A 20,444-nucleotide genomic window follows, 5' to 3' on the forward strand; every position below is an offset into this window, starting at 1 on the left:
CCGATGGTCCGGACAAATGCAATCGGCCTCCTCCGGGCAATGGCGAAACGGCTTGCGGCACAATCGCGTCCGCAAGTCGAACAGCCTTGCATGAGGCAAGATTGCGTTGTGTCGCCCGAAATCCCAACATAGAAGACGAATATGATGGATGTCACGCAACCACGCAATGCCGGCATGGATGGGCATGAGCAAGCCCTGGACCTCACGCGGGGAATTGCCGCCTATGTCGACCACCCTCTCGTGGCCGGGCTGGCGCGCGTCATCGCCAAGCATCCGCAGGCCAATATCGCGAACGCCTTCAACCACAAGCAGGTCGCCTGCAAGATGTGGGCGCTCGACAGGCTTTTCGAAAGCTGCGGCGGTCGGTTCGAGCGCATATGGGTTCTGGGTGGATGGTACGGCGTATTGCCGGCGATGCTTTTCAACGACGCCCGCTTCGACATCGCGGCGATCGACAGCATCGACATTGATCCCGAAGTCGGCGCGGTCGCCCGGACACTCAACCGGCAAGCCGGCGACCGGTTTCAAGCGCTGACGGCAGATATGTACGCACTCGACTATGCCGCCGGCGGGCCCGACTTGGTGGTCAATACGAGCTGCGAACACATAGCCGACCTCAGCGCCTGGCTTGCCCTGCTTCCGCGGGGCACGAACGTGCTGCTGCAGTCGAACGACTATTTCAGCGAGCCGACGCACATCAACTGCGTGGCGTCACTTGCAGCCTTCGAAGCAATGGCGGCGCTGCGGCAGATCAGGTTCTCCGGCGAATTGCCGACAAAAAATTATACACGCTTCATGCTGATTGGAACTGTTTGAAGCGCTCGCGCAGGATTTGCGCCGAGCGCCGCGCCCCTTCCAGATCGAGGCGATGCGCGGCTGGCGCCGGTCCCGCAAGCGCCTGCTCGGTCGCATGCGCCAGACCTTCAGGCGTCAGGTCCTGTTCCGTCAGCACCGTTGCAAGACCGAGCTCTTCGAGTAACAGGGCGCGACGCGTCTGCTCGGTTTCCCCGCCGGCTGCAAATGGAACGAGCAGCGAGCGACACCCCGCGCGCAGGACATCGCAGACCGTGTTGTAACCGGCCTGCGAGACCGACAGGCGGGCGCCGGTCAACAGGCTGGCGAAATCCTCGCGGAACCGGAAGATGGACAGGCGTGGGGAGGCATCGCGTGAAATCGCGTCAAACTCGTCCTTCGGCAGGTTTGGGCCGGTGATCAAACACCATGTCCAGGCGTTATCGGCATTTCGCGCCGCCGCGACGGTGGATCTGACAAGGCTCTTTCCGGCCGCCCCGCCGCCAACCGACACCAGAACGTCGAAGCGCTCTGAGGCCGCTTGCGTCGGCGGCGCGGCAACGAGCCCGGTGTAGGCGACCTCGGCCCTGATCGCCCCAGCCAGCGGAAATGTCTTGTCGAAGGTTGCGAAAGCCGGATCGCCATGGACCATGACAAGATCGAAATGCCTGTTGACGATATCGACCGTTTCTTCGTTTCGGCTCGGCTTCACGCGCTCCTGAAGGATGTCGCGGACGGACGCCGCCAGCAGCGGTCTGGGCGATGTCGCTTCGATGGCCTCGATCAGTGGCAAGAGTTCGAAACGCATCTGCCGGCGTCCAAAGGGAAACGCCTCGATAATGACGATGTCGGGCCTGTAATCCCGGAAAGCCTGCAGCAGCATCTCTGAGCGCCGCGTCTTGAAATCATCGTCGACGGCTTTGCCCTGCAGGTCGACAAGTCCGGAAAATCCTTCGTCACCGGAGGTGACAGGCGGCAGGGTCACGGATTTTACACCCGATCCCGGAAATCCCGCGATCGGCGCTCCGCCGGTCACGACGGTGACGTCGAACCCGTCATCGACCAGAGCCGCCGCAATGCGGCTGGCGCGCGCGAGATGGCCGATGCCGAGCAGGTGCTGAACATAGAAGAAAGCGCGCAGCCGCTTCATTCGGCGGCCCGCCACTCCCGCTCGAACAGTTCCTTGAGCTGTCCAATGCCTGCCACATGATCGAAATTGCTTCGCACGCGCCGCTCCGCGGCGTCGCCGAGGCGGACGCGCAGGACGGGATCGCGGATCAGGCGCTCCAGCGCCTGTGCCAGGGCAGTCGGGTTTTCCGAGGGAATCAGCAGCCCGGTTTCATCCGACGATAAAAGCTCCGGCACGCCGGAAATATCGGTCGACACGCAGGCAAGCCGCTGGCTGGCCGCCTCCACCAGAACATTCGGCAGGCCGTCCCGGTCGCCATCCGCGGTGATCCTGCAGGCCAAAGCGAAGATGTCGGCGCTGCGGTAGTGCTCAAGCACCTCCTCCTGCGCCAGCGCGCCTTTCCAGGAGACGCGCCCCTCCAGTCCGAGCCTTTGCGCCAGCGCCTTCAGCCGTTTCAGTTCCTCGCCGCCACCGATATGCTCGAAACACCACGCCAGATCGCCAGGCAAGAGGGCAAGAGCCTCCAGCAACGTATCATAGCCCTTCTTTTCAACGGCGCGTCCGACACTCAAGATCATGACCGGTTCGGCCGGCGCCGAGCCGTCACGCTGTTTTCGCGCCTCGCCGAAACTGCCGAAGCGGTCAAGGTCGAGCCCATGATAGCTCAGATGCACGGACGAACTGCCGTTGGCGAGTTTTTTCAGATGGTCGAAGCCGGTTTTCGTGCACGTGACCGTCCAGCGCGCCGAGGAAAGCTTGCCGGCCAGATCCCAGTCCGCCGACGTCCAGATGTCCTTGGCATGGGCTGAGCAGCTCCAGGGCAAGCCACGAAGCTGGCTGGCATAGCGCGTCACCGATGCCGGCGTGTGCGCGAAATGGGCATGCAGCCATCCGGCATCTTGCGGCCATTCGGCCGCCAGCACCAGCGCTTGCCCGAAGCGCCGCGCGCGATTGCGGGTAAAGTCGCGGCGGATATCGGCAGCGAGCGATTTGAGCGCGCGCCAGAAGCCAGGCCGCGGCAGACAGGCAAACAGCGATCGAACCACGCGCAGCGGCTCTCTGTGCAGATATTCCGGCAGATAATGGACGGGGGCCTTGATCTCGTCATGCACGGGATGACGTTTTGCGTCGGTCGGCCGCCTGAGCGCGAAAAGTATCAGGTCGAACCCCGCACGCTCCAGACCGAGCAGCTCCTGCGCGATGAAGGTTTCCGACAGCCGCGGGTAGCCCTTCAGAACCACGACGATCTTGCGGTGTTGCAACTCAGTTCATGCCTTCAATGACCGAAAGGTGATGGCCGGCCCGCCGGTCGAGCAGTTCCGCGACGATTTCGGAAATATGAGGCAGCCCTTCCAGCGTCAGATGCGCATTGCTCTGCGATGGGCGGGGCCGGCCCGGCAAAACCTGCAGCGCATCGGCAAACCGCTGGGCATCCTCGGCTTCCTCAGGCAAAAGCATCTCGATGAGGCCGAGTTCGGCTGCGCGCCGTGCCCGGATCAGCTGTTCCTCGCGCGGCGTGACGCGCGGCACGATCAGCGCCGGCTTGTCGAAAGACAGTATCTCGCAATAGGTGTTGTAACCGCCCATCGCCACCACCGCCTTGGCGCCGGCAATCAGCTCTTCCATGCGGTTGTCGAATTCGATGATCTTGACGTAGGGGATCTTGGCCCCTTTCCTGACCAGCTTGTTGCGCTTGCGCGCCGGCATGTAGGGCCCAAGCACGATCAGCGCCCTGTGCTGCAATCGCGGATCCTGCTGATAGGCCTCGATGACGTTGTGGATCAGGTCGGCGCCGTCACCGCCGCCACCGGTGGTAACCAGGATATAGTCGCCCTCGGGCCGGTGGCCGGGCAACTGGTTCTGCTGCAGGCTCCGTTGCAGGAAACCGACGAACTTCATCTTTGCCCTGACCGCCGGCGGCACGTCCATGCCGGTCAGCGGATCGTAGAAATCCGGCGGGCCATAGACCCAGACCTTGTCGTAGAACAGGCCTATCTTGCGCATCACATCCCTGCGTGCCCACTCCGCTTCGAGCAAATGCGGCGCGTCCATCACCTCGCGCAGGCCAAGCACGAGCGTGGTGCCCCGCGTCTTGAGGTAGGACAGCGTATCCTCGATCTCTCCGCGCAGCCCCAGCGGTTCTTTGTCGACGATGAAGATATCCGGCCGGAAGCTCTCGGCCGTGTGGCGGATAATCGACTGCCGCATCCTTAGCGTCTCATGCAGATCGATGTCCTTTTCCAGCGAGGTGTATTCGCCGTTGCGCAGCTTGATGACGCTGGGGATCTTCACGAAGTCGACGCGGGCGCGGTAGTCGAAGGCGCCGGCGATGGTGGCGCCCGAAATGATTAGCACCTGAAGTCCGCGGAAATCCCCGACCAGCGAATGAGCGATCGTTCGGCAACGCTGCAAATGGCCGAGCCCGAACGTGTCGTGGCTGTACATGAGAATTCGTGCGTCTTTTGCGTGCTGTGTCATTGTGAACGTCTTTTAGAATTCTCGCCGGACCGTGGGCAACCCCGCAGGCTTCGAAACCATTCTCGCGGGTCTATCGACCTGTTTTGAAACATGGGGGCGAGAGGTACGCAACGGCATTCTTCACCTGGGCACGAATGCCAGGGGACGCTGATTGTGGCGCCATGCCTTGTCTTCGCCGATGATAGACGGCGCGAGCACAAATCTCTGTCATGAGGCTTGACCCCGTGGAATTAAATGCCCTGCGGCCTGAGGCAGGCAAAGCGCACATTGCGAAAAATCAAGGGCGACCAAGGCGAAACGAGGCTGCCGCACATTGTGAGGAGAACCCGCACCTTGGGAAAATGCTTCATAATCCATCGAAACACAACGGCCGCCAGAGGCCGCACGTTGCGGCCTTTTATCCTGCCATCAGCCTTGGCCTGTGGCAAGCGTCCGGTCCTTGCACCGTTGAAGCTGGTGCAATCTCGCGTGATGCCGGCTTCCTCCGTCATGTGGAGGATAGCTGCGGCCCCAATGAGATTCGTCAGCCAGGCGACCCATTCGCCAGATCCGTCACAAAGCTTTGCGTGAACACGCCGGCCGGAAGGACGGCTACGCCAACCTTGCCCTTGTCGTCCTCGGCGTTGCCAGCAGCAGACTTGTCTCGCTGCCGGTTATCCCCGGGATGAGCCGTATCCGCCTAAGCACCGCGTCGAAATCGGTGAGCGACGCCGTTCCGAGTTCGACCACCAGGTCCCAGCGGCCATTGGTGGTGTGAATGGTCGAAACCTCGGCGAGGCCGCCGAGCGCCCGGACCACGCGGTCGGCGGCATGGCCCTCGATCTCGATCATCATCACGCCGCGTATCCGCTGGTCGACTGCGTCGGCGCGCAGCACCACCGTGTAGCCGATGATCTCGCCCGTTTTTTCCAGCCGCTCCATGCGCGCCCTGACCGTGGCGCGCGACACCCCGAGATCGACCGCGAGATCGGAGATGCTGCGCCGGGCATCATGCCTGAGCAGCGTGACCAGCCTTTCGTCGAGCAAGTCCATGATTCTATCCACTTTGACCAAACTGATTTATCGAATTTATAAATCATTCTTCTCGAAATGCCAATTTCGCCTGTTCAAACTGCCGGTCCAGGATGGTTCATTCCACGCATCAATTGCCCAATCAATTTGCAAGGACACCAAAAACCATGCGCTGCAGGATCGTTGGCGCGCCGGTGCAGGACGGCGCCGGCAGGATGGGATGCGAGATGGGGCCGAGCGCGCTGCGCACGGCCGGGCTTGCCTCGGTGCTGTCGGAACTCGGCCACGAGGTCGAGGACTGGGGCGCGGTGCAACCGGCCGCCGTGCGCGCAATCGTCCACGGCAATCTCGCGCTGAAGGCCCTACCGGAGATTTCCGCCTGGACGGCGGCGATAGCCGAGACCGCCTATGCGGCTTCGCGGAACGCCATGCCGATCTTCCTTGGCGGCGACCACGCGATATCGGCCGGCACGGTGTCGGGCATAGCCCGCCGCGCCGCCGAACGCGGCCGGCCGCTCTTCGTGCTGTGGCTCGACGCACATCCCGATTTCCACACGCTCGATACCACCGTCAGCGGCAATCTGCACGGCGTGCCGCTCGCCTATGCCAGCGGCCGGCCGGGCTTCAACGGTTATTTCCCGGACCTGCCTGTCGCCGTCGACCCTGCCCACATCTGCGTCATGGGCCTGCGCAGCGTCGATCCGGCGGAGCGCCGGGCGCTGAGCGAAGCGGGGGTTACCGTGCACGACATGCGCACCATTGACGAGCACGGCGTCGCACCTTTGCTGCGCGCCTTCCTGGCCATCGTCGAAAAGGAAAACGGCCTGCTGCATGTCAGCCTCGACGTCGACTTCCTCGACCCCTCCATCGCGCCGGCCGTCGGCACCACCGTGCCCGGCGGCGCCACCTTCCGCGAGGCGCACCTGGTGATGGAGATGCTGTCCGACAGCGGCCTGGTCTCCAGCCTTGATCTGGTCGAGCTCAACCCGTTCCTCGACGAGCGCGGCCGCACCGCCACGCTGATTGTCGACCTCGCCGCCAGCCTGATGGGCCGGCGCATCATGGACCGCCCGACCCGCAGCCATTCCGGAAGCATTGCATGACCCAGCCTTCCCGCCTTGCCATCGTCCCCTTCGTCAGCGTCGACCGCATGATGAAGCTGGTGCTGACCATCGGCGTCGAGCGGTTCCTCACCGAACTCGCCGCCTATATCGGGGAGGATTTTCGCCGCTGGGAGCTGTTCGACAAGACGCCGCGCATCGCCTCGCACAGCCATGACGGCGTCATCGAACTGATGCCGACCAGCGACGGCCGGCTATACGGCTTCAAATATGTCAACGGCCATCCCAAGAACATGCGCGAGGGGCGCCAGACCGTCACCGCCTTCGGCGTGCTCGCCGATGTCGGCTCCGGCTATCCGATGCTGCTCACCGAAATGACGATCCTGACGGCGCTGCGCACCGCGGCGACCTCCGCTGTCGCGGCCAAATATCTGGCGCCGAAAGGCGCGCGCTCGATGGCCATCATCGGCAATGGCGCCCAGTCTCCAGGCTGTCGCCTTCAAAGCGCTGCTCGGCATCGACCGGCTGCGGCTCTACGACATCGACCGCTCGGCTTCCGAGAAATGCGCCCGCAACCTCGCCGGCAAAGGCTTTGACATCACCATCTGCGCGACCGGCCAGGATGCTGTGGAAGGCGTCGACATCATCACCACGGTGACCGCCGACAAGCTGTCCGCCACCATTCTGACCGACAACATGGTCGGTTCCGGCGTGCACATCAACGCGGTCGGCGGCGACTGCCCCGGCAAGACGGAACTGCACCGCGACATCCTTTTGCGCTCCGACATCTTCGTCGAGTTCTCGCCGCAGACGCGCATCGAGGGCGAAATCCAGCAGCTCCACGCCGACCATCCGGTGACCGAGTTGTGGCAGGTGATGACCGGCAAGGCGGAAGGCCGCAAGACGGCGGAACAGATCACCTTGTTCGATTCCGTCGGCTTCGCCACCGAGGATTTTTCCGCGCTGCGCTATGTCAGAGACCAGCTTCAGGCCACCGGCCTCTACGAGGAGCTCGACCTGCTCGCCGATCCCGACGAGCCGCGCGACCTCTTCGGCATGCTGCTCAGGGCAGCGCTGCAGCCGGCCGCCGCCTGAGGGACTTCAGCCGCTCAACGGCGCGCAGCTCTCCCGTTCGACGAGCACCGGGGTGAGCACTTCGCGGCGCGAATGCGCCGCAGGCTCGGCAACCCGCTCGAGCAGCAGGCTGACGGCGCGGGTGCCGATCTTCTCGACCGGCTGTGCGATCGTCGTCAGCGGCGGCCAGGTGGTGACGGCATAGGGTATGTCGTCGAAGCCGATCATCGACATGTCGCCTGGGACCCGCAATCCGCGCCCTCGCAGCACTGTCAGCGCCCCCATGGCCATCAGATCGTTACAGGCAAACAGCGCCGTGATCCCCGGCGCCTGCGCCATCAGCCGCTCCATCGCCGTGCGGCCGCCGGCGAAGTGATAGTCGGAATCCACCACCGAGGCCGGCGGCAGGTCGAGGCCGGCTTCCTGCAGCGCCCTGGCGAAGCCGCGCAGGCGGGCCGGGCTGGAGCTGGAATCGCGCGGGCCGCCGATGACGCCGATCTTCTCGTGGCCGAGCCCGGCCAGATAGCGGCCGGCGAGATAGCCGCCATGATCGTGATCGACCAGCACCGAATCGACATTGACCGAATGGATCTCGCGGTCGAGCAGCACCGCCGGGACGCCGGGCAGAAGGCTGGAGAACACCCGCGCATGATCCGACGAGCCGGCGAAGATCAGCCCGTCGATCTGCTTGGCCATCAGCACCTGGAGGTAGCGCTCCTCCTTCTCGGCGCTGCCGTCGGAGTTGCACAGGATCACAGTATAGCCGGCAAGGAAGCCGGCATCCTCGATCTGGCGCGCCACGCCGGCGAAGAACGGGTTGGAATTGTCCGGCAGCAGCAGGCCGATGGTCTTGGTCTCGCCGCGCCTCAGGCTGCGCGCCAGCGTGTTCGGGCTGTAGCGCAAGGCGGCGATGGCCGAATGCACGCGCTCGGCCGTCTCAGGCTCGACATGGCGCGTGCGGTTCATCACATGCGAGACGGTTGCGACCGACACTCCGGCATGGCGCGCGACATCGGCAATCGTCGTCATTTCTTGTCCCCTGACTCGATTAGCCTAATGATTGCGTAACCGGATGTGTCGCACGCTAGAGCGCAGCTTTCGAGTGTCAATGTCCCTTTGAGCAACCTGCTGAGCGGAGCGATCTGCCGCCAAGAAAAAGCCGCAAGGCTGGGTGCTTGGTGGTCGACCTGTTGTCGCAACCGGATAAGGTTCGAGAGCCGGGAACTGCTCAATCGCCAACGATCGGAACAACGATGCGACTTCTCCTTGTCGAGGACGACCCACGCACCGCCGACTATGTCGTCAAGGGCCTTGGCGAGGCAGGCCATATCTGCGACCTCAGGCGCGATGGCCGCGACGCGCTGTTTGCCGCGACACGCGACGCCTATGACGTGATCGTCGTCGACCGCATGCTGCCCGGCCTCGACGGCCTGTCGATGATCAAGGCGGTGCGGGCGGCGGGCGTGCGCACGCCGGCGATCTTTCTGACCTCGGTCGGCGGCGTCGACGACAGGGTTGAAGGGCTCGAGGCCGGCGGCGACGACTATCTCGTCAAGCCATTCGCCTTTTCCGAACTGCTCGCCCGCATCAACGCGCTCGGCCGTCGCCCTGCGGTGCAGGAGCTGAAGACGACGCTGCGCATCGCAGACCTCGAAATGGACCTGATCCAGCGCCGCGTCACCAGGCAGGGCCAGGCGATCGACCTGCAGCCGCGCGAATTCAGCCTGCTCGAAGTGCTGATGCGCGGCGAGGGCCGCGTCATCACCCGCACCATGCTTCTGGAACGGGTCTGGGATTTTCACTTCGACCCCAAGACCAGCGTCGTCGAAACCCATATCAGCCGGCTGCGCGCCAAGATCGACAGGCCGTTCGAAACCGCGTTGATCCACACCGTGCGCAGCACTGGCTACAGTGTTCACGACTGAAGGCACGGCATGACAGAAACTTGCCATGACTGAAGCTTCCCATGACTGAAACGCACTATGACTGAGACAGGCTCTCGCCTGCTGCGCAGCACGCCGTTTCGGCTGGCCCTTACCTTCGCCTTGCTGTTCGTGCTCGCCTTCATCCTGTCAGGCGCCATCGTCTACCAGCTGATGAGCGCGGATCTTGCCGAGCAGCTCGACCAATCGGTCAAGGAGACCTATTCGGTCGTGGCGGTGACCTATGCCGGAAACGACCGGGAGGATCTGGTTTCGGCAGTCGACAGCCATGCCGCGCTCAGCCCTAGCAAGGAACAGCTGTTCTCGCTCACCGATCCCGCCGGCAATCGCCTGGCCGGGAATTTCACCGCCGCCGACCTTCCCGATGGCTTTTCGGATTTTGCCGCTTCCCTGCCAGGCGTTGCGCCGGACACTATGTACCGCGCCTGGACCGGTTCGGTCGGGCCCAACAGCCTGACAATCGCCTTCTCGCTCTCCGAAACCGAGGAGCTGGAACGCATCGTGCTGATGAGCTTCGGTTGGGCCACCCTGATCATTTCGGGCCTTGGGGTGGCCGGCGGCGCCCTGCTGGCGGCGCGCGTGCAGCGCCGCCTCGACGGCATTGCCGCCACCATGGACGATGTCTCCAACGGCCGGCTCGACGCCCGCATTCCGCTGCTCGGCAATGGCGACGACATTGACGGCGTCTCGCGCCAGGTCAACGCCGCGCTGGAGCGGCTGGCGGCCCTGGTCGACGGCATGCGCCAGGTCAGCGCCGACATCGCGCATGATCTGAAGACGCCGCTCAACCGGCTGCAGATGATTTTGGAGGCTGCCGCCGACAGGACGGCGCGGGGTGAGGCAGTTGCCGATGAGCTGGCGGAGGCACGAGGGGAAAGCCTGCAGATCAACGAGACTTTCGATGCGCTGTTGCGTATTGCCCAGATCGAGGCCGGCGCCCGCAAGGCGCGCTTTGTCGATCTCGACCTCAGCGGCGTCATCGATGCCATTGCCGAAATCTATGCCGGTGTCGCCGAGGATAACGGCAAGTCGCTGTCGGCCACGATCGTCCACGGCACGCCATGCCTGGTTCACGGCGATCGCGACCTGCTGACGCAATTGTTTGCCAATCTGGTTGAGAACGCGCTGCGGCATTGCCCCGATGGCACGGCGATCCTTCTATCGGTGCGGCGGCAAGGCGACCGCATTCTGGCTGAGGTCGCCGACAATGGCCCCGGCATCCCGGCGCAGGAGCGCGAAAAAGTGTTCCAGCGGCTCTACCGGCTCGACTCCAGCCGCACCACGCCCGGCAGCGGCCTTGGCCTCAGCCTGGTGCGGGCCATCGCCGACCTGCATGGTGCAACGATTGCGCTGGAGGATCGCCGGCCTGGGCTGGCGGTAATTGTCGGGTTTCCTCGGGCGGAGGGCACCGGTCCCGGCTTGAAATGACAACGCCAGAGCCAGGTCGACCCCCACTCCGTCGAGCTTCGCTCGACACCTCTCCCCCGATCGACGGGGGAGAGGAAAGGCGCGAAACGATTCCGGCTGGCGCCCTCCGGCTGGCCTTTCCTCTCCCTCCGGAGGGGGAAAGGTGGCGCTGCGAAGCAGCGACGGAGTGGGGGAAGGCGCTCATGAAACGCGAAGTCGCTGACAACTTTCTCCAAGTTGATGATCGCATCCGACAAAGGTGGTCGCGATTAGCCTTGCACATGTTTCCACCCGGAACGGCTGCGGGTTGATCAAGATGACCGTTGAACCTATCGGCCCACCGCACCCCGGCGAAAATCCGAGGGCGACATCCCTGCCAGCTTGCGGAAGGATTTGTTGAAGGCGCTGAGCGAGCCGAAGCCTGAATCCATGGCGACGCGCAGCACATTGGCGTCTTCATGCATCAGCAGCGCCTGCGCGTAGCTCAGCCGCAGCAGATTCATATATTCGTTGAGCGTCATGCCGGTCGATTTCTTGAAAATGCTCATGGCGTATTTGGGATGGATATCGGCCGCCGCCGCGATGTCGACGCAGTCTATGTCGTAGAGGAAATTCTCGGCGATGAAGTCGCACATGCGCCCGACATTGCGCAGCGATTGCTGGTCGAACGGGCCGCCGGGTTCCTGGCCGATGGCGGTTTCCGGCACCAGCTGGTAGGGCTCGAAGCGCACCCGCTCCAACCGCAGCAGCAGCTCGTTCACGGCGTGCTCGGTTATCGCCGGATCGCCCGAGCGGAAATAGCGGTTCCAGCGTTCGAAATTGTGATGGTCGGCCTGGTCGGTCGCCGATGTCACCAGCGTGGCGCCCGTCATCAGCCGGTGGCGGACATCCGTCGGCAGGTGCAGGCGGAAGAAATGCACCAGCGGCAGATGCGCGCCGGCATAGATGGCGTCGTCGGAGAGATCGTCCATCTGGTGCGGCAGCCCGCCCCAGAACAGGCACATGTCGCCGGCCGACAGCGAAATCTCGTGCTCGTTCATGCGGTAATGCACGCTGCCGCGGACGATGAAATTGACCTCGACCTGGGCATGCCAGTGCGGCTTCAGCATCACCAGGGGATGGTTGTGAAACATCTGCAAAGCCATCGGCAGGCCTTCGACGCTGCTGGCGCCAGGCTGGTAAAACGGCCGTTCCGGCATCTTACTTTCCGCCCATCTTTTATTCCCGTTGTCAGGGACAAGCCTTCCGCGCCGCCTAGTCTAGCCATGCTCGCGAAGAGAGAGCAAATGAAATGGGAGGATTTCAATGCGCACGACACTGATCTGTGCCGCGCTGGCGCTTGGCCTGGGCTCAGCCCCGGCTTTGGCGCAGTCCGGCGAAATTACGATCTGGAGCTGGAATATCGCCGCTTCGTCGCTGAAGGCTACGGTGGCCGGCTTCAACAAACAGCATCCCGACGTCAAGGTCACCGTTCAGGATCTCGGCAACCAGCCGACCTATGACAAGTCGATCGCCGGCTGTGCGGCCGGCGGCGTCGGCCTGCCCGATATCGTCTCGATCGAAAACGGCGAGGCCGAGAACTACTGGAGCCAGTTCCCCGATTGCTTCGTCGATTTGCACACGCTGGGCTACACCGCCGACGACCAGAAGAAATTCCCGGATTTCAAGCGCACTGAACTGGAGGTCGGCGACAAGGCCTACGCCATGCCGTGGGATTCCGGCCCGGTCGCCGCCTTCTACCGCCGCGACTTCTACGAGAAGGCCGGCGTCGATCCGGCCTCGATCAAGACCTGGGACGATTTCATCGCCGCCGGCAAGAAGGTCCAGGCCACCAATCCCGGCGTCACCATGACCAATGCCGATTTCAACGGCGACACCGAATTCTTCCGCATGATTTCCAACGAACAGGGCTGCGGCTATTTCGCCGCCGATGGGCAGTCGATCACCGTCAACCAGCCGAAATGCGTCGACACGCTGGCCAAGATCAAGGACATGAAGGACGCCGGCATCATCTCGTCGGCCGACTGGGGCACCAAGATCACCAACAACACCGCCGGCACCGTCGCCACCCAGGTCTATGGCGGCTGGTATGAGGGCACCATCCGCACCGAATCCGCCGGCGAAAACGGCAAATGGGGTGTCTACCTAATGCCGAGCCTGACCGCCGACGGCCCCCGCGCGGCCAATCTCGGAGGCTCGTCGCTCGCCATCACCTCAGCCTCGAAGAACAAGGAGGCCGCCTACGCCTATCTGAAATACACGCTCGAGACCAATGAAGGCCAGATCACCATGCTCAGGGATTTCGGCCTGGTGCCGTCACTGATCTCGGCCCTCGACGACCCCTACGTCTCGCAGGGCCTGCCCTATTGGGGCGGCCAGGCAGTGTGGAAGGACATTCTCGCCACGCTGCCCAAGGTGGTGCCGAGCCGCGGCACGCCGTTCCAGAGCGACGCCGAAATCATCATGCGCGCCGTGCAGACCAAATATCTCGGCGGCGGCTATCCCGATGCCAAGGCCGCCCTCGACGACGCCGCCAGCCAGATCGCTTCGGCGACGGGACTGCCGATCAAGTGACCAAGGCGGTGATGCTGGCGGGCCAGATATAGGGCAATTTGCCGGACTGTTGGCGCTGCCCCTCACCTGCCTGCCGGCATCCTCTCCCCGTATAGTGGCGGGGAAAGGGACGCTCTCGCCCAACAGATCGCCAATTGCCGGCGGCGTCCGCCGGCTAACAACACGCCGGATATCAACCGGGAAAGAGGAAGGAGGAGGAAACCATGCGCTACCAGAACGCCACGGCCTATCGCTTCCTTACGCCCTACCTTCTGATCTTTGCCATCTTCTGGGTGTGGCCGATCATCTCCTCGTTCATGATTTCCTTCCAGGCGACGCGCACAGTGCCCTGGCGCTTTGCGCCGACGTTCAACTGGGGCCGCCTGATCGGCGACCCCGCTTTCTTCAACGCGCTGAAGAACACGCTGCTCATCCTCGTGATCCAGGTGCCGGTGATGATCTCGCTGGCGATCGTCATGGCGGTGCTGCTGAACTCGCCGCTGCTGAAAGCACGTGGCCTCTACCGCTTCGCCTTCTTCGCTCCGGTGGTGGTCGGCGAGGTCGCCTATTCCGCCGTGTTCCGGCTGATGTTCAATCTCGATTTCGGCATCATCAACAAGCTGCTCGCCGGCATCGGCCTGGCCAAGATCGACTGGTTCTCCAACGTCACCCCGGCCATGGCGCTGATCATGATCGCGGTGACCTGGCGCTGGGCCGGCTACAACGCCATCATCCTGCTCGCCGGCCTGCAGTCGATCCCCGAGGATGTCTATGAAGCAGCGACGCTCGACCGCGTCAGCAAGCTCAAGCAGTTCTTCTACATAACGCTGCCGCTGCTCAAGCCGGTCATCGTGTTTTGCGCCGTGCTGTCGATCATCGGCACCATGCAGCTTTTCACCGAACCGTTCCTGATCACGGAGCGCGGCGGTCCCGGCGGCGGCACCGAGACGCTTGGCCTGCTGCTCTACCGCCAGGGTTTTCGTTCGCTCAATTTCGGCTACGCCTCGGCCGTCGCCTACACCATGGCGGGGCTGGCCATCGCCATCACGCTGGTGCAGCTGTGGCTGACAAGAGAGCCGAAATGAGTTCGCTGTCGCAACGCCGGCTCGGCCGCAGCGTCCTGCTGCATCTGGTCCTGACGCCGCTGGCGGTGATCTGGCTGTTTCCGCTGTGGATGATGGTGGTGTTTTCCACCATGCCCGACAACGGCATTTTCAGCCCCGGCATCGAGCTTCTGCCGCACGGCAATTTCGTCGACAATTTCAACAATCTGCAGCGTGACACCAATTTCGTCGGCGCTATCGGCATTTCGGTGGCGGTTGCGGTGACCTACACCTTCTTCTCGGTGCTGCTGACCTCGATGGCCGGCTGGGCGCTCGCCCGCTATCAGTTCTTCGGCAAGGGCGCGGTGGTGGCGATCATCCTCGGCACCATCACGCTGCCCTATGCCGTGGTGCTGATCCCGCAATTCATCATGGTGGCGCGCGACTTCCAGCTCGCCAACACCTGGGTTGCGCTGATCGTGCCACCCTTGTTCAATTCGCTGGGCGTGCTGTTCATGCGCCAGGCTTTCTCGATGATGCCGGCCGACCTCTTCGACGCGGCACGTGTCGAAGGCGTCAAGGAATGGCGCATCTTCCTGTTCGTCGCTTTGCCGCTGGCGCGGCCGATGCTGGCGGCGCTCGCCATCATTCTGTTCCTCGCCTCGTGGAACAATTATCTCTGGCCGCTTTTGATCAACAGCCAGCCCGGCGCGATGACGGCCCCTGTGGCGCTCGGCACGCTGATCGGCCTGACCAAGGTCTCATGGGGCGGCATCATGGCCGGCGCCGTCATGCTGACCGTGCCGATGCTGGTCGTCTTCGTTCTGCTGCAGCGCCATTTCATCGCCGGCATCGCCGCCGGCGCCGTCAAGTAGGGACAACAGAATATGGCGGCAGTCACCCTCACCAATGTCGTAAAACGCTTCGGCGTCTATGAGATCATCCATGGCGCCAACATCGATATCGCCGATGGCGAGTTCGTCGTCTTTGTCGGCCCGTCGGGTTGTGGAAAATCGACGCTGCTCAGGATGATCGCCGGGCTGGAGGATATCAGCGGCGGCGAGATCGCCATTGGCGGCAAGGTGATGAACGATGTCGAGCCGGCCGAGCGCGGCATCGCCATGGTGTTCCAGTCCTACGCGCTCTACCCGCACATGAGCGTGGAGCAGAATCTGAGCTTTGGCCTCAGGATGACCGGCAACCCCAAGGAGGACACCGAGCGGCGGGTGAAGCGGGCCTCCGAAATCCTGCGCATCACAGAGTTGATGGCGCGGCGGCCGAGGCAATTGTCCGGCGGCCAGCGCCAGCGCGTTGCCATCGGCCGCGCCATCGTGCGCGAACCGCAAGTCTTCCTGTTCGACGAGCCGTTGAGCAATCTCGACGCCGAGCTGCGCGTCCAGATGCGGGTCGAAATCTCGCGCCTGCACAAGGAGCTCGGTACGACGATGATCTATGTCACCCACGACCAGACCGAAGCGATGACGCTGGCCGACCGGATCGTCGTGCTGCGCGGTGGCCATGTCGAGCAGATCGGCCGGCCGCTCGATCTCTACGACAATCCCGACAACCAGTTCGTCGCCGGCTTTGTAGGCTCGCCGAAGATGAATTTCATCAAGGGCCGCGTCGTCGGGCGCAACACGAGCAGCGTCACCGTCGAGCTGGTGGGCGAGGAAAAGACCCGCATTATGCAACCGTTGACCGGCGCCGTGCCAGAAACAGGAGCCAAGGTCATTGTCGGCGTGCGGCCCGAACATTTCGGCAATGGCGGCGAAGGCGACGCCGACCTCACAGTCGGCATCGACGTGGTCGAGCATCTCGGCGGCACCAGCTTCATCTATGCCAGGACCGCCCATGGCGAAGACCTGGTGATCCAGCGCGACGCGGCAAAGGTCCCCGACACCCAGGAGATCACCGTGTCCATCCGCAAATCCTATCTGTTCGATGAAAATGGCCAGCGGCTGCGCTGAGCGCTTCCAGCCTTGCAAGGAGAATGACCATGACTGCAACCGCGCCCATCCGCTGGGGGATACTCGGGCCCGGCGACATCGCCAAAGCGTTCGCCCGCGGCGTGGCAGGCTCGCGCACCGGCACGATCGTGGCGCTCGGCGCCCGCAATCCCGGCAAGGCAGGCTTGGCCGAGACGTTTCCCGGCGCCCGCATCCTCGACGGTTACGACGCGCTGCTCGCCGACCCCGAGGTCGATGCCGTCTATATCGCCATCCCGCATCCCGGCCATGCCGAATGGGCAATCAAGGCGGCGGAAGCCGGCAAGCATGTGCTGTGCGAAAAGCCGCTGGCGCTGACCGCCTTCGAGGCCGACGCCATGATCCATGCTGCGCGCAAGGCCGGCACCTTCCTCGGCGAAGCGTTCATGTACCGGCTGCACCCGCAGACGGCGAAGCTGGTGGAACTCATCAAGTCGGGCGTCATCGGCGATGTCAGGCTGATGAAGTCGAGCTTCGGCTTCGCCATGCCGGGCTTCATGCCCGAGCACCGGCTCTACGCCAACGATCTCGCCGGCGGCGGCATCCTCGATGTCGGCGGCTATCCCGTCTCGATGGTGCGGCTGATTGCCGGGGCTGCGACTGGAAAACCCTTCGCCGAGCCGGACAAGGTTGTCGGCACCGCCCATCTCGGCAAGTCCGGCGTCGACGAATGGGCCTCGGCGCTGCTGCATTTTCCCGGTGGCATCGTCGCCGAGGTATCCTGCAGCATCTCGCTCAAACAGGACAATGTGCTGCGCATCCTCGGCACCAAGGGCCGCATCGAAGTGCCGGATTTCTGGTTCGCCGGCGGCGGCAACCGCGATGGCGGCCCTGGCCGGATCGATGTAATCCTCGCCGACGACACGCGCGATACCATCAGCGTCAACGAAACCCGCCATCTCTATTCCTTCGAGGTCGACGCCGCCGGCGAGGCGATCCTGGCCGGCAAACAGGAGTTCGCCTGGCCGGGCATGAGCTGGGCCGACAGCCTCGGCACGCTGCGCGTCCTCGACAGATGGCGCGCCGCCGTCGGGCTCGAATATGAGATCGAAAAGCCGGCTAAGCGAACCAACACCATTTCGGGCCGGCCGCTGCGCACCGGCGGCACGGCCATTGGCAAGCGCAAGATTCCGGGCCTGTCGAAGCCGGCCTCCGTGGTGGCGCTCGGCTTCGAGGATTTCCGCACCTTCTCGTCGGGCGCAATCCTGCTCGACGCCTTCTTCGAGGCCGGCGGCAATCTGTTCGACACCGGCTATGTCTACGGCGCCGGCTACACCGAAACGCTGCTTGGCCAGTGGCTCAGGAATCGCGGCGTGCGCGAGCAGTCGGTGATCATCGCCAAGGGCGCGCACTCGCCGCTCTGCTATCCCGATGTCATCGGCAAGCAGCTCGCCCAGTCGTTGGACCGGCTGCAGACCGACCATGTCGACCTCTATTTCATGCACCGCGACAACCCGGATGTGCCGGTCGGCGAATTCGTCGATGCGATGGACGCCGAGGTCAAGGCCGGCCGCATCCGTGGCCCGTTCGGCGGCTCGAACTGGACGATGGCGCGCATGGACGAGGCGATTGCCTATGCCGAGCGCACCGGCAAGCAGAAGCCCGGCGTGCTCTCCAACAATTTCTCGCTGGCCGAGATGCTGGAGCCGATCTGGGCCGGCTGCATCACCTCGTCCACCGACGACTGGAAATCCTGGTTGACGAAAAGGCAGATGCCCAACTTCGCCTGGTCGAGCCAGGGCCGCGGCTTCTTCACCGACCGCGCCGGCCGCGACAAGCAGGACAATGAGGAGCTGGTGCGGGTCTGGTATTCCGAGAAAAATTTCGGCCGCCGCGACCGCGCCATCGAGCTGGCGCAGCGCCTGGGCAAAAGTCCGATCCACATCGCGCTCGCCTATGTGCTGGCGCAGCCTTTTCCGTCGGTGCCGTTGATCGGCCCGCGCACGCTGGACGAGTTGGAGGACAGTTTGAAGGCGCTGGATATCAAGCTGTCGGCGGAGGATGTGGCGTGGCTGGATAGCGGGCCGGAAAGGCGGCGGGCTTAGCAGCTAATCTCCCCCCTTGAGGGGGAGATGTCGCCGAAGGCGACAGAGGGGGTCGCCTCGCGTGGAGCGCTAACCTCCTTCTGCAGCGGCAGGTAGGCCGAGCCCAGTCGAACCGACCCCCTCTGGCCTGCCGGCCATCTCCCCCGCACGGGGGAGATTAGCGGCTCATGCGTTCCACCTACCGATCGATCCGTGTCGACAAAATAATCGACGACGACGTCCGCTCGACCCCGTCCATCGCCCCGATCTCGTCCAGCAACGCATCCAGATCCCTGATCGACGGCGCGTCGACGATGACGATCATGTCGAAATTGCCGCTCACCGAGTGCAGCGTCCGTACCGGCGGCAGCGCCTGCAGCGCCCGCACCACCTTGTCGGCGAGCTTGGGCGTGACGGTGAGCAGCACATGCGCCCGCACAAGCCCCTGCTCGTAGTCCGGCGCCATCCGCACGCCATAGCCGGTGATGATGCCGCGCTGTTCCAGCCGCTCGATCCGGCTCTGCACTGTCGTGCGCGAAACGCCGAGCTGGCGCGCCAGCTCAGTGGTCGACGCGCGGGCATTGGCTTGCAGCAGGGAAAGCAGTTTTTGTTCGGCGTCACTGAGCATTTCGACGAACCTCGTCGGCGTATCGTTCAATTGCAGGGTTCATTTCGAACGATCCCACGCTTCCTTTCGACAGGCAAGCTGCGATTCTTGAAGGCATCGCGTCCACCGCGCGGCGGTCTGGGCCAAAGAGTTTTCACGAGGGGCAAGGTCATGAAGAAAATCATCGTCGTCGGCGCCGGCAAGATCGGCTCGACCATTGCAGGCATGCTCGCCGACAGCGGCGACTACCACGTCACCGTTGTCGACCGCGCGGCGGCGCAGTTTGCCGCGGCCGAACTTCCCGCCGGCGTCGAGGGGCTGGAGCTCGATATCGCAGCGCCGGGCGCACTCGAGGCCGCCCTTGCCGGCGCCTTCGCCGTGCTGAGCGCCGCCCCCTTCCATTTGACCACGCGCATCGCCGAAGCGGCCGCCGCCACCGGCGTGCACTATCTCGATTTGACCGAGGATGTCGTCTCCACCCGCCGCGTCAAGGAGCTGGCCAAGTCGGGCAACAGCGCCTTCATTCCGCAATGCGGCCTGGCGCCGGGCTTCATCTCGATCGTCGCCAATGATCTCGCCAGCCGCTTCGACACGCTGGAAAGCGTTCGCATGCGCGTCGGCGCGCTGCCGCAATACCCGTCCAATGCGCTGAACTACAATCTGACCTGGAGCACCGACGGCGTCATCAACGAATATTGCGAACCCTGCGAGGCGATCGTCGAGGGCGAGCTGATCGAGGTGCCGCCGCTGGAGGAGCGCGAAGAGTTCTCGCTCGACGGCGTCACCTATGAGGCCTTCAACACCTCCGGCGGTCTCGGCACGCTGGCCGAGACGCTGAAGGGCAAGGTGCGCACGCTGAACTACCGCACCATCCGCTATCCCGGCCACGCGGCGATCATGAAGGCGCTGCTCAACGATCTCGGCCTGCGCCACCGCCGCGACGTGCTGAAGGATATCTTCGAGAGCGCCCTGCCGGCAACGCTGCAGGATGTGGTCATCGTCTTCGTCACCGTCTCGGGCCGCCGCAATGGCCGCCTGCTGCAGGAAACCTACGCCAACAAGATCTATTCGCAGCGCATCGGCAACCAGGTGCGCAGCGCAATCCAGATCACCACCGCCTCCGGCATCTGCGCCGTGCTCGACATGCTGGCCGACGGCACCTTGCCGGCGACCGGTTTCGTCAAGCAGGAAGACATCGCGCTGGATGCGTTTCTCGCCAATCGTTTTGGGCGCGCTTATGCGCAGCACGAGATGGTGAGCCGCCTGGCGAGCTGAGCTACTTCACCCTCCCCCTTGTGGGGAGGGTCGGCGCGCAATCGGAGCGAAGCGGAGATGGC

General features: G+C 63.8%; 18 protein-coding genes and 1 pseudogene. 11 read left to right on the forward strand and 8 right to left on the reverse strand.

Annotated features, from left to right (window positions below; all coding sequences use genetic code 11):
- Positions 1-144: 144 nt before the first annotated feature.
- Positions 145-816 (forward strand): class I SAM-dependent methyltransferase, encoded by a 672-nt coding sequence (locus tag NLY37_RS22845; protein WP_084558991.1) that lies wholly within the window; start codon positions 145-147, stop codon positions 814-816.
- Here NLY37_RS22845 and NLY37_RS22850 read toward each other — a convergent pair.
- From NLY37_RS22850 to NLY37_RS22870, 5 genes are all read right to left on the reverse strand, one after another.
- Complete coding sequence (locus NLY37_RS22850) at positions 794-1,942, reverse strand: glycosyltransferase family protein (RefSeq protein WP_023742043.1); 1,149 nt, start codon at positions 1,940-1,942, stop codon at positions 794-796. The genes NLY37_RS22845 and NLY37_RS22850 overlap by 23 nt on opposite strands.
- Entirely contained in the window at positions 1,939-3,183 is a 1,245-nt protein-coding gene (locus NLY37_RS22855; protein ID WP_023687620.1) for a glycosyltransferase, read from the reverse strand. The genes NLY37_RS22850 and NLY37_RS22855 overlap by 4 nt, the downstream gene beginning before the upstream one ends.
- 1 nt (position 3,184) lies before the next feature.
- The gene (locus NLY37_RS22860) at positions 3,185-4,399 is read right to left on the reverse strand and encodes a glycosyltransferase family protein (protein ID WP_023742042.1); all 1,215 of its coding nucleotides are present in this window, start codon (positions 4,397-4,399) and stop codon (positions 3,185-3,187) included.
- A gap of 230 nt (positions 4,400-4,629) precedes the next feature.
- Complete coding sequence (locus tag NLY37_RS22865; protein ID WP_023742041.1) at positions 4,630-4,890, reverse strand: hypothetical protein; 261 nt, start codon at positions 4,888-4,890, stop codon at positions 4,630-4,632.
- Between the two features lie 100 nt (positions 4,891-4,990).
- Positions 4,991-5,431, reverse strand: a complete 441-nt coding sequence (locus tag NLY37_RS22870) for an Lrp/AsnC family transcriptional regulator (protein ID WP_023685065.1) — start codon at positions 5,429-5,431, stop codon at positions 4,991-4,993.
- 146 nt (positions 5,432-5,577) lie between these two features.
- Between NLY37_RS22870 and rocF the strand changes: the two genes are divergently transcribed.
- Together rocF and ocd are read left to right on the forward strand one after the other, a co-directional pair.
- Positions 5,578-6,513 carry an arginase gene (rocF, locus tag NLY37_RS22875; RefSeq protein WP_023742040.1) on the forward strand — a complete coding sequence of 312 codons (936 nt, stop codon included), beginning with the start codon at positions 5,578-5,580 and terminating at the stop codon, positions 6,511-6,513.
- Positions 6,510-7,566: pseudogene (gene ocd, locus NLY37_RS22880) on the forward strand (ornithine cyclodeaminase). Before rocF ends, ocd begins: the two are co-directional and overlap by 4 nt.
- Positions 7,567-7,572: 6 nt before the next feature.
- On the opposite strand, the gene NLY37_RS22885 reads toward ocd, so the two are convergent.
- Positions 7,573-8,574: a LacI family DNA-binding transcriptional regulator gene (locus tag NLY37_RS22885; protein ID WP_023742039.1), complete on the reverse strand. Its 1,002-nt coding sequence runs from the start codon at positions 8,572-8,574 to the stop codon at positions 7,573-7,575.
- Positions 8,575-8,798: 224 nt separating this feature from the next.
- On the opposite strand from NLY37_RS22885, the gene NLY37_RS22890 reads away from it, so the two are divergent.
- Complete coding sequence (locus tag NLY37_RS22890; protein ID WP_023742038.1) at positions 8,799-9,470, forward strand: winged helix-turn-helix domain-containing protein; 672 nt, start codon at positions 8,799-8,801, stop codon at positions 9,468-9,470.
- A gap of 57 nt (positions 9,471-9,527) precedes the next feature.
- Positions 9,528-10,916: a HAMP domain-containing sensor histidine kinase gene (locus NLY37_RS22895; RefSeq protein ID WP_286440350.1), complete on the forward strand. Its 1,389-nt coding sequence runs from the start codon at positions 9,528-9,530 to the stop codon at positions 10,914-10,916.
- A 308-nt stretch (positions 10,917-11,224) separates the two neighbouring features.
- Here the strand turns inward: NLY37_RS22895 and NLY37_RS22900 are convergent, their stop codons facing one another.
- Positions 11,225-12,094 (reverse strand): helix-turn-helix domain-containing protein, encoded by an 870-nt coding sequence (locus NLY37_RS22900; protein WP_023742037.1) that lies wholly within the window; start codon positions 12,092-12,094, stop codon positions 11,225-11,227.
- Positions 12,095-12,200: 106 nt separating this feature from the next.
- On the opposite strand from NLY37_RS22900, the gene NLY37_RS22905 reads away from it, so the two are divergent.
- From NLY37_RS22905 to NLY37_RS22925, 5 genes are all read left to right on the forward strand, one after another.
- Positions 12,201-13,469 (forward strand): ABC transporter substrate-binding protein, encoded by a 1,269-nt coding sequence (locus NLY37_RS22905; protein WP_023742036.1) that lies wholly within the window; start codon positions 12,201-12,203, stop codon positions 13,467-13,469.
- Between the two features lie 203 nt (positions 13,470-13,672).
- Positions 13,673-14,533, forward strand: a complete 861-nt coding sequence (locus tag NLY37_RS22910; protein ID WP_023726710.1) for a carbohydrate ABC transporter permease — start codon at positions 13,673-13,675, stop codon at positions 14,531-14,533.
- Positions 14,530-15,366, forward strand: coding sequence for a carbohydrate ABC transporter permease (locus NLY37_RS22915; RefSeq protein ID WP_023742035.1), 837 nt, complete (start codon positions 14,530-14,532; stop codon positions 15,364-15,366). Before NLY37_RS22910 ends, NLY37_RS22915 begins: the two co-directional genes overlap by 4 nt.
- Before the next feature lie 12 nt (positions 15,367-15,378).
- Complete coding sequence (locus NLY37_RS22920; RefSeq protein WP_023672165.1) at positions 15,379-16,458, forward strand: ABC transporter ATP-binding protein; 1,080 nt, start codon at positions 15,379-15,381, stop codon at positions 16,456-16,458.
- A gap of 29 nt (positions 16,459-16,487) precedes the next feature.
- Complete coding sequence (locus tag NLY37_RS22925) at positions 16,488-18,521, forward strand: aldo/keto reductase (RefSeq protein ID WP_023742034.1); 2,034 nt, start codon at positions 16,488-16,490, stop codon at positions 18,519-18,521.
- Positions 18,522-18,699: 178 nt separating this feature from the next.
- Here NLY37_RS22925 and NLY37_RS22930 read toward each other — a convergent pair whose 3' ends face one another.
- Positions 18,700-19,128, reverse strand: coding sequence for an Lrp/AsnC family transcriptional regulator (locus tag NLY37_RS22930; RefSeq protein WP_023742033.1), 429 nt, complete (start codon positions 19,126-19,128; stop codon positions 18,700-18,702).
- Positions 19,129-19,278: 150 nt separating this feature from the next.
- On the opposite strand from NLY37_RS22930, the gene NLY37_RS22935 reads away from it, so the two are divergent.
- Positions 19,279-20,382, forward strand: coding sequence for a saccharopine dehydrogenase family protein (locus NLY37_RS22935; protein WP_023742032.1), 1,104 nt, complete (start codon positions 19,279-19,281; stop codon positions 20,380-20,382).
- The last annotated feature ends 62 nt before the right edge of the window (positions 20,383-20,444 follow it).

This window comes from Mesorhizobium sp. C395A (assembly GCF_030323205.1).
Classification (GTDB): Bacteria; Pseudomonadota; Alphaproteobacteria; order Rhizobiales; family Rhizobiaceae; genus Mesorhizobium.

Coding starts and splice junctions, on each gene's coding strand:
- NLY37_RS22850 (WP_023742043.1), bottom strand. CDS start 1,942: ATGAAGCGGCTGCGCGCTTTCTTCTATGTTCAGCACCTGCTCGGCATC.
- NLY37_RS22925 (WP_023742034.1), top strand. CDS start 16,488: ATGACTGCAACCGCGCCCATCCGCTGGGGGATACTCGGGCCCGGCGAC.
- NLY37_RS22865 (WP_023742041.1), bottom strand. CDS start 4,890: ATGACGGAGGAAGCCGGCATCACGCGAGATTGCACCAGCTTCAACGGT.
- NLY37_RS22930 (WP_023742033.1), bottom strand. CDS start 19,128: ATGCTCAGTGACGCCGAACAAAAACTGCTTTCCCTGCTGCAAGCCAAT.
- NLY37_RS22910 (WP_023726710.1), top strand. CDS start 13,673: ATGCGCTACCAGAACGCCACGGCCTATCGCTTCCTTACGCCCTACCTT.
- NLY37_RS22895 (WP_286440350.1), top strand. CDS start 9,528: ATGACTGAGACAGGCTCTCGCCTGCTGCGCAGCACGCCGTTTCGGCTG.
- NLY37_RS22915 (WP_023742035.1), top strand. CDS start 14,530: ATGAGTTCGCTGTCGCAACGCCGGCTCGGCCGCAGCGTCCTGCTGCAT.
- rocF (WP_023742040.1), top strand. CDS start 5,578: ATGCGCTGCAGGATCGTTGGCGCGCCGGTGCAGGACGGCGCCGGCAGG.
- NLY37_RS22935 (WP_023742032.1), top strand. CDS start 19,279: ATGAAGAAAATCATCGTCGTCGGCGCCGGCAAGATCGGCTCGACCATT.
- NLY37_RS22870 (WP_023685065.1), bottom strand. CDS start 5,431: ATGGACTTGCTCGACGAAAGGCTGGTCACGCTGCTCAGGCATGATGCC.
- NLY37_RS22900 (WP_023742037.1), bottom strand. CDS start 12,094: ATGCCGGAACGGCCGTTTTACCAGCCTGGCGCCAGCAGCGTCGAAGGC.
- NLY37_RS22845 (WP_084558991.1), top strand. CDS start 145: ATGGATGTCACGCAACCACGCAATGCCGGCATGGATGGGCATGAGCAA.
- NLY37_RS22920 (WP_023672165.1), top strand. CDS start 15,379: ATGGCGGCAGTCACCCTCACCAATGTCGTAAAACGCTTCGGCGTCTAT.
- NLY37_RS22885 (WP_023742039.1), bottom strand. CDS start 8,574: ATGACGACGATTGCCGATGTCGCGCGCCATGCCGGAGTGTCGGTCGCA.
- NLY37_RS22890 (WP_023742038.1), top strand. CDS start 8,799: ATGCGACTTCTCCTTGTCGAGGACGACCCACGCACCGCCGACTATGTC.
- NLY37_RS22905 (WP_023742036.1), top strand. CDS start 12,201: ATGCGCACGACACTGATCTGTGCCGCGCTGGCGCTTGGCCTGGGCTCA.
- NLY37_RS22860 (WP_023742042.1), bottom strand. CDS start 4,399: ATGACACAGCACGCAAAAGACGCACGAATTCTCATGTACAGCCACGAC.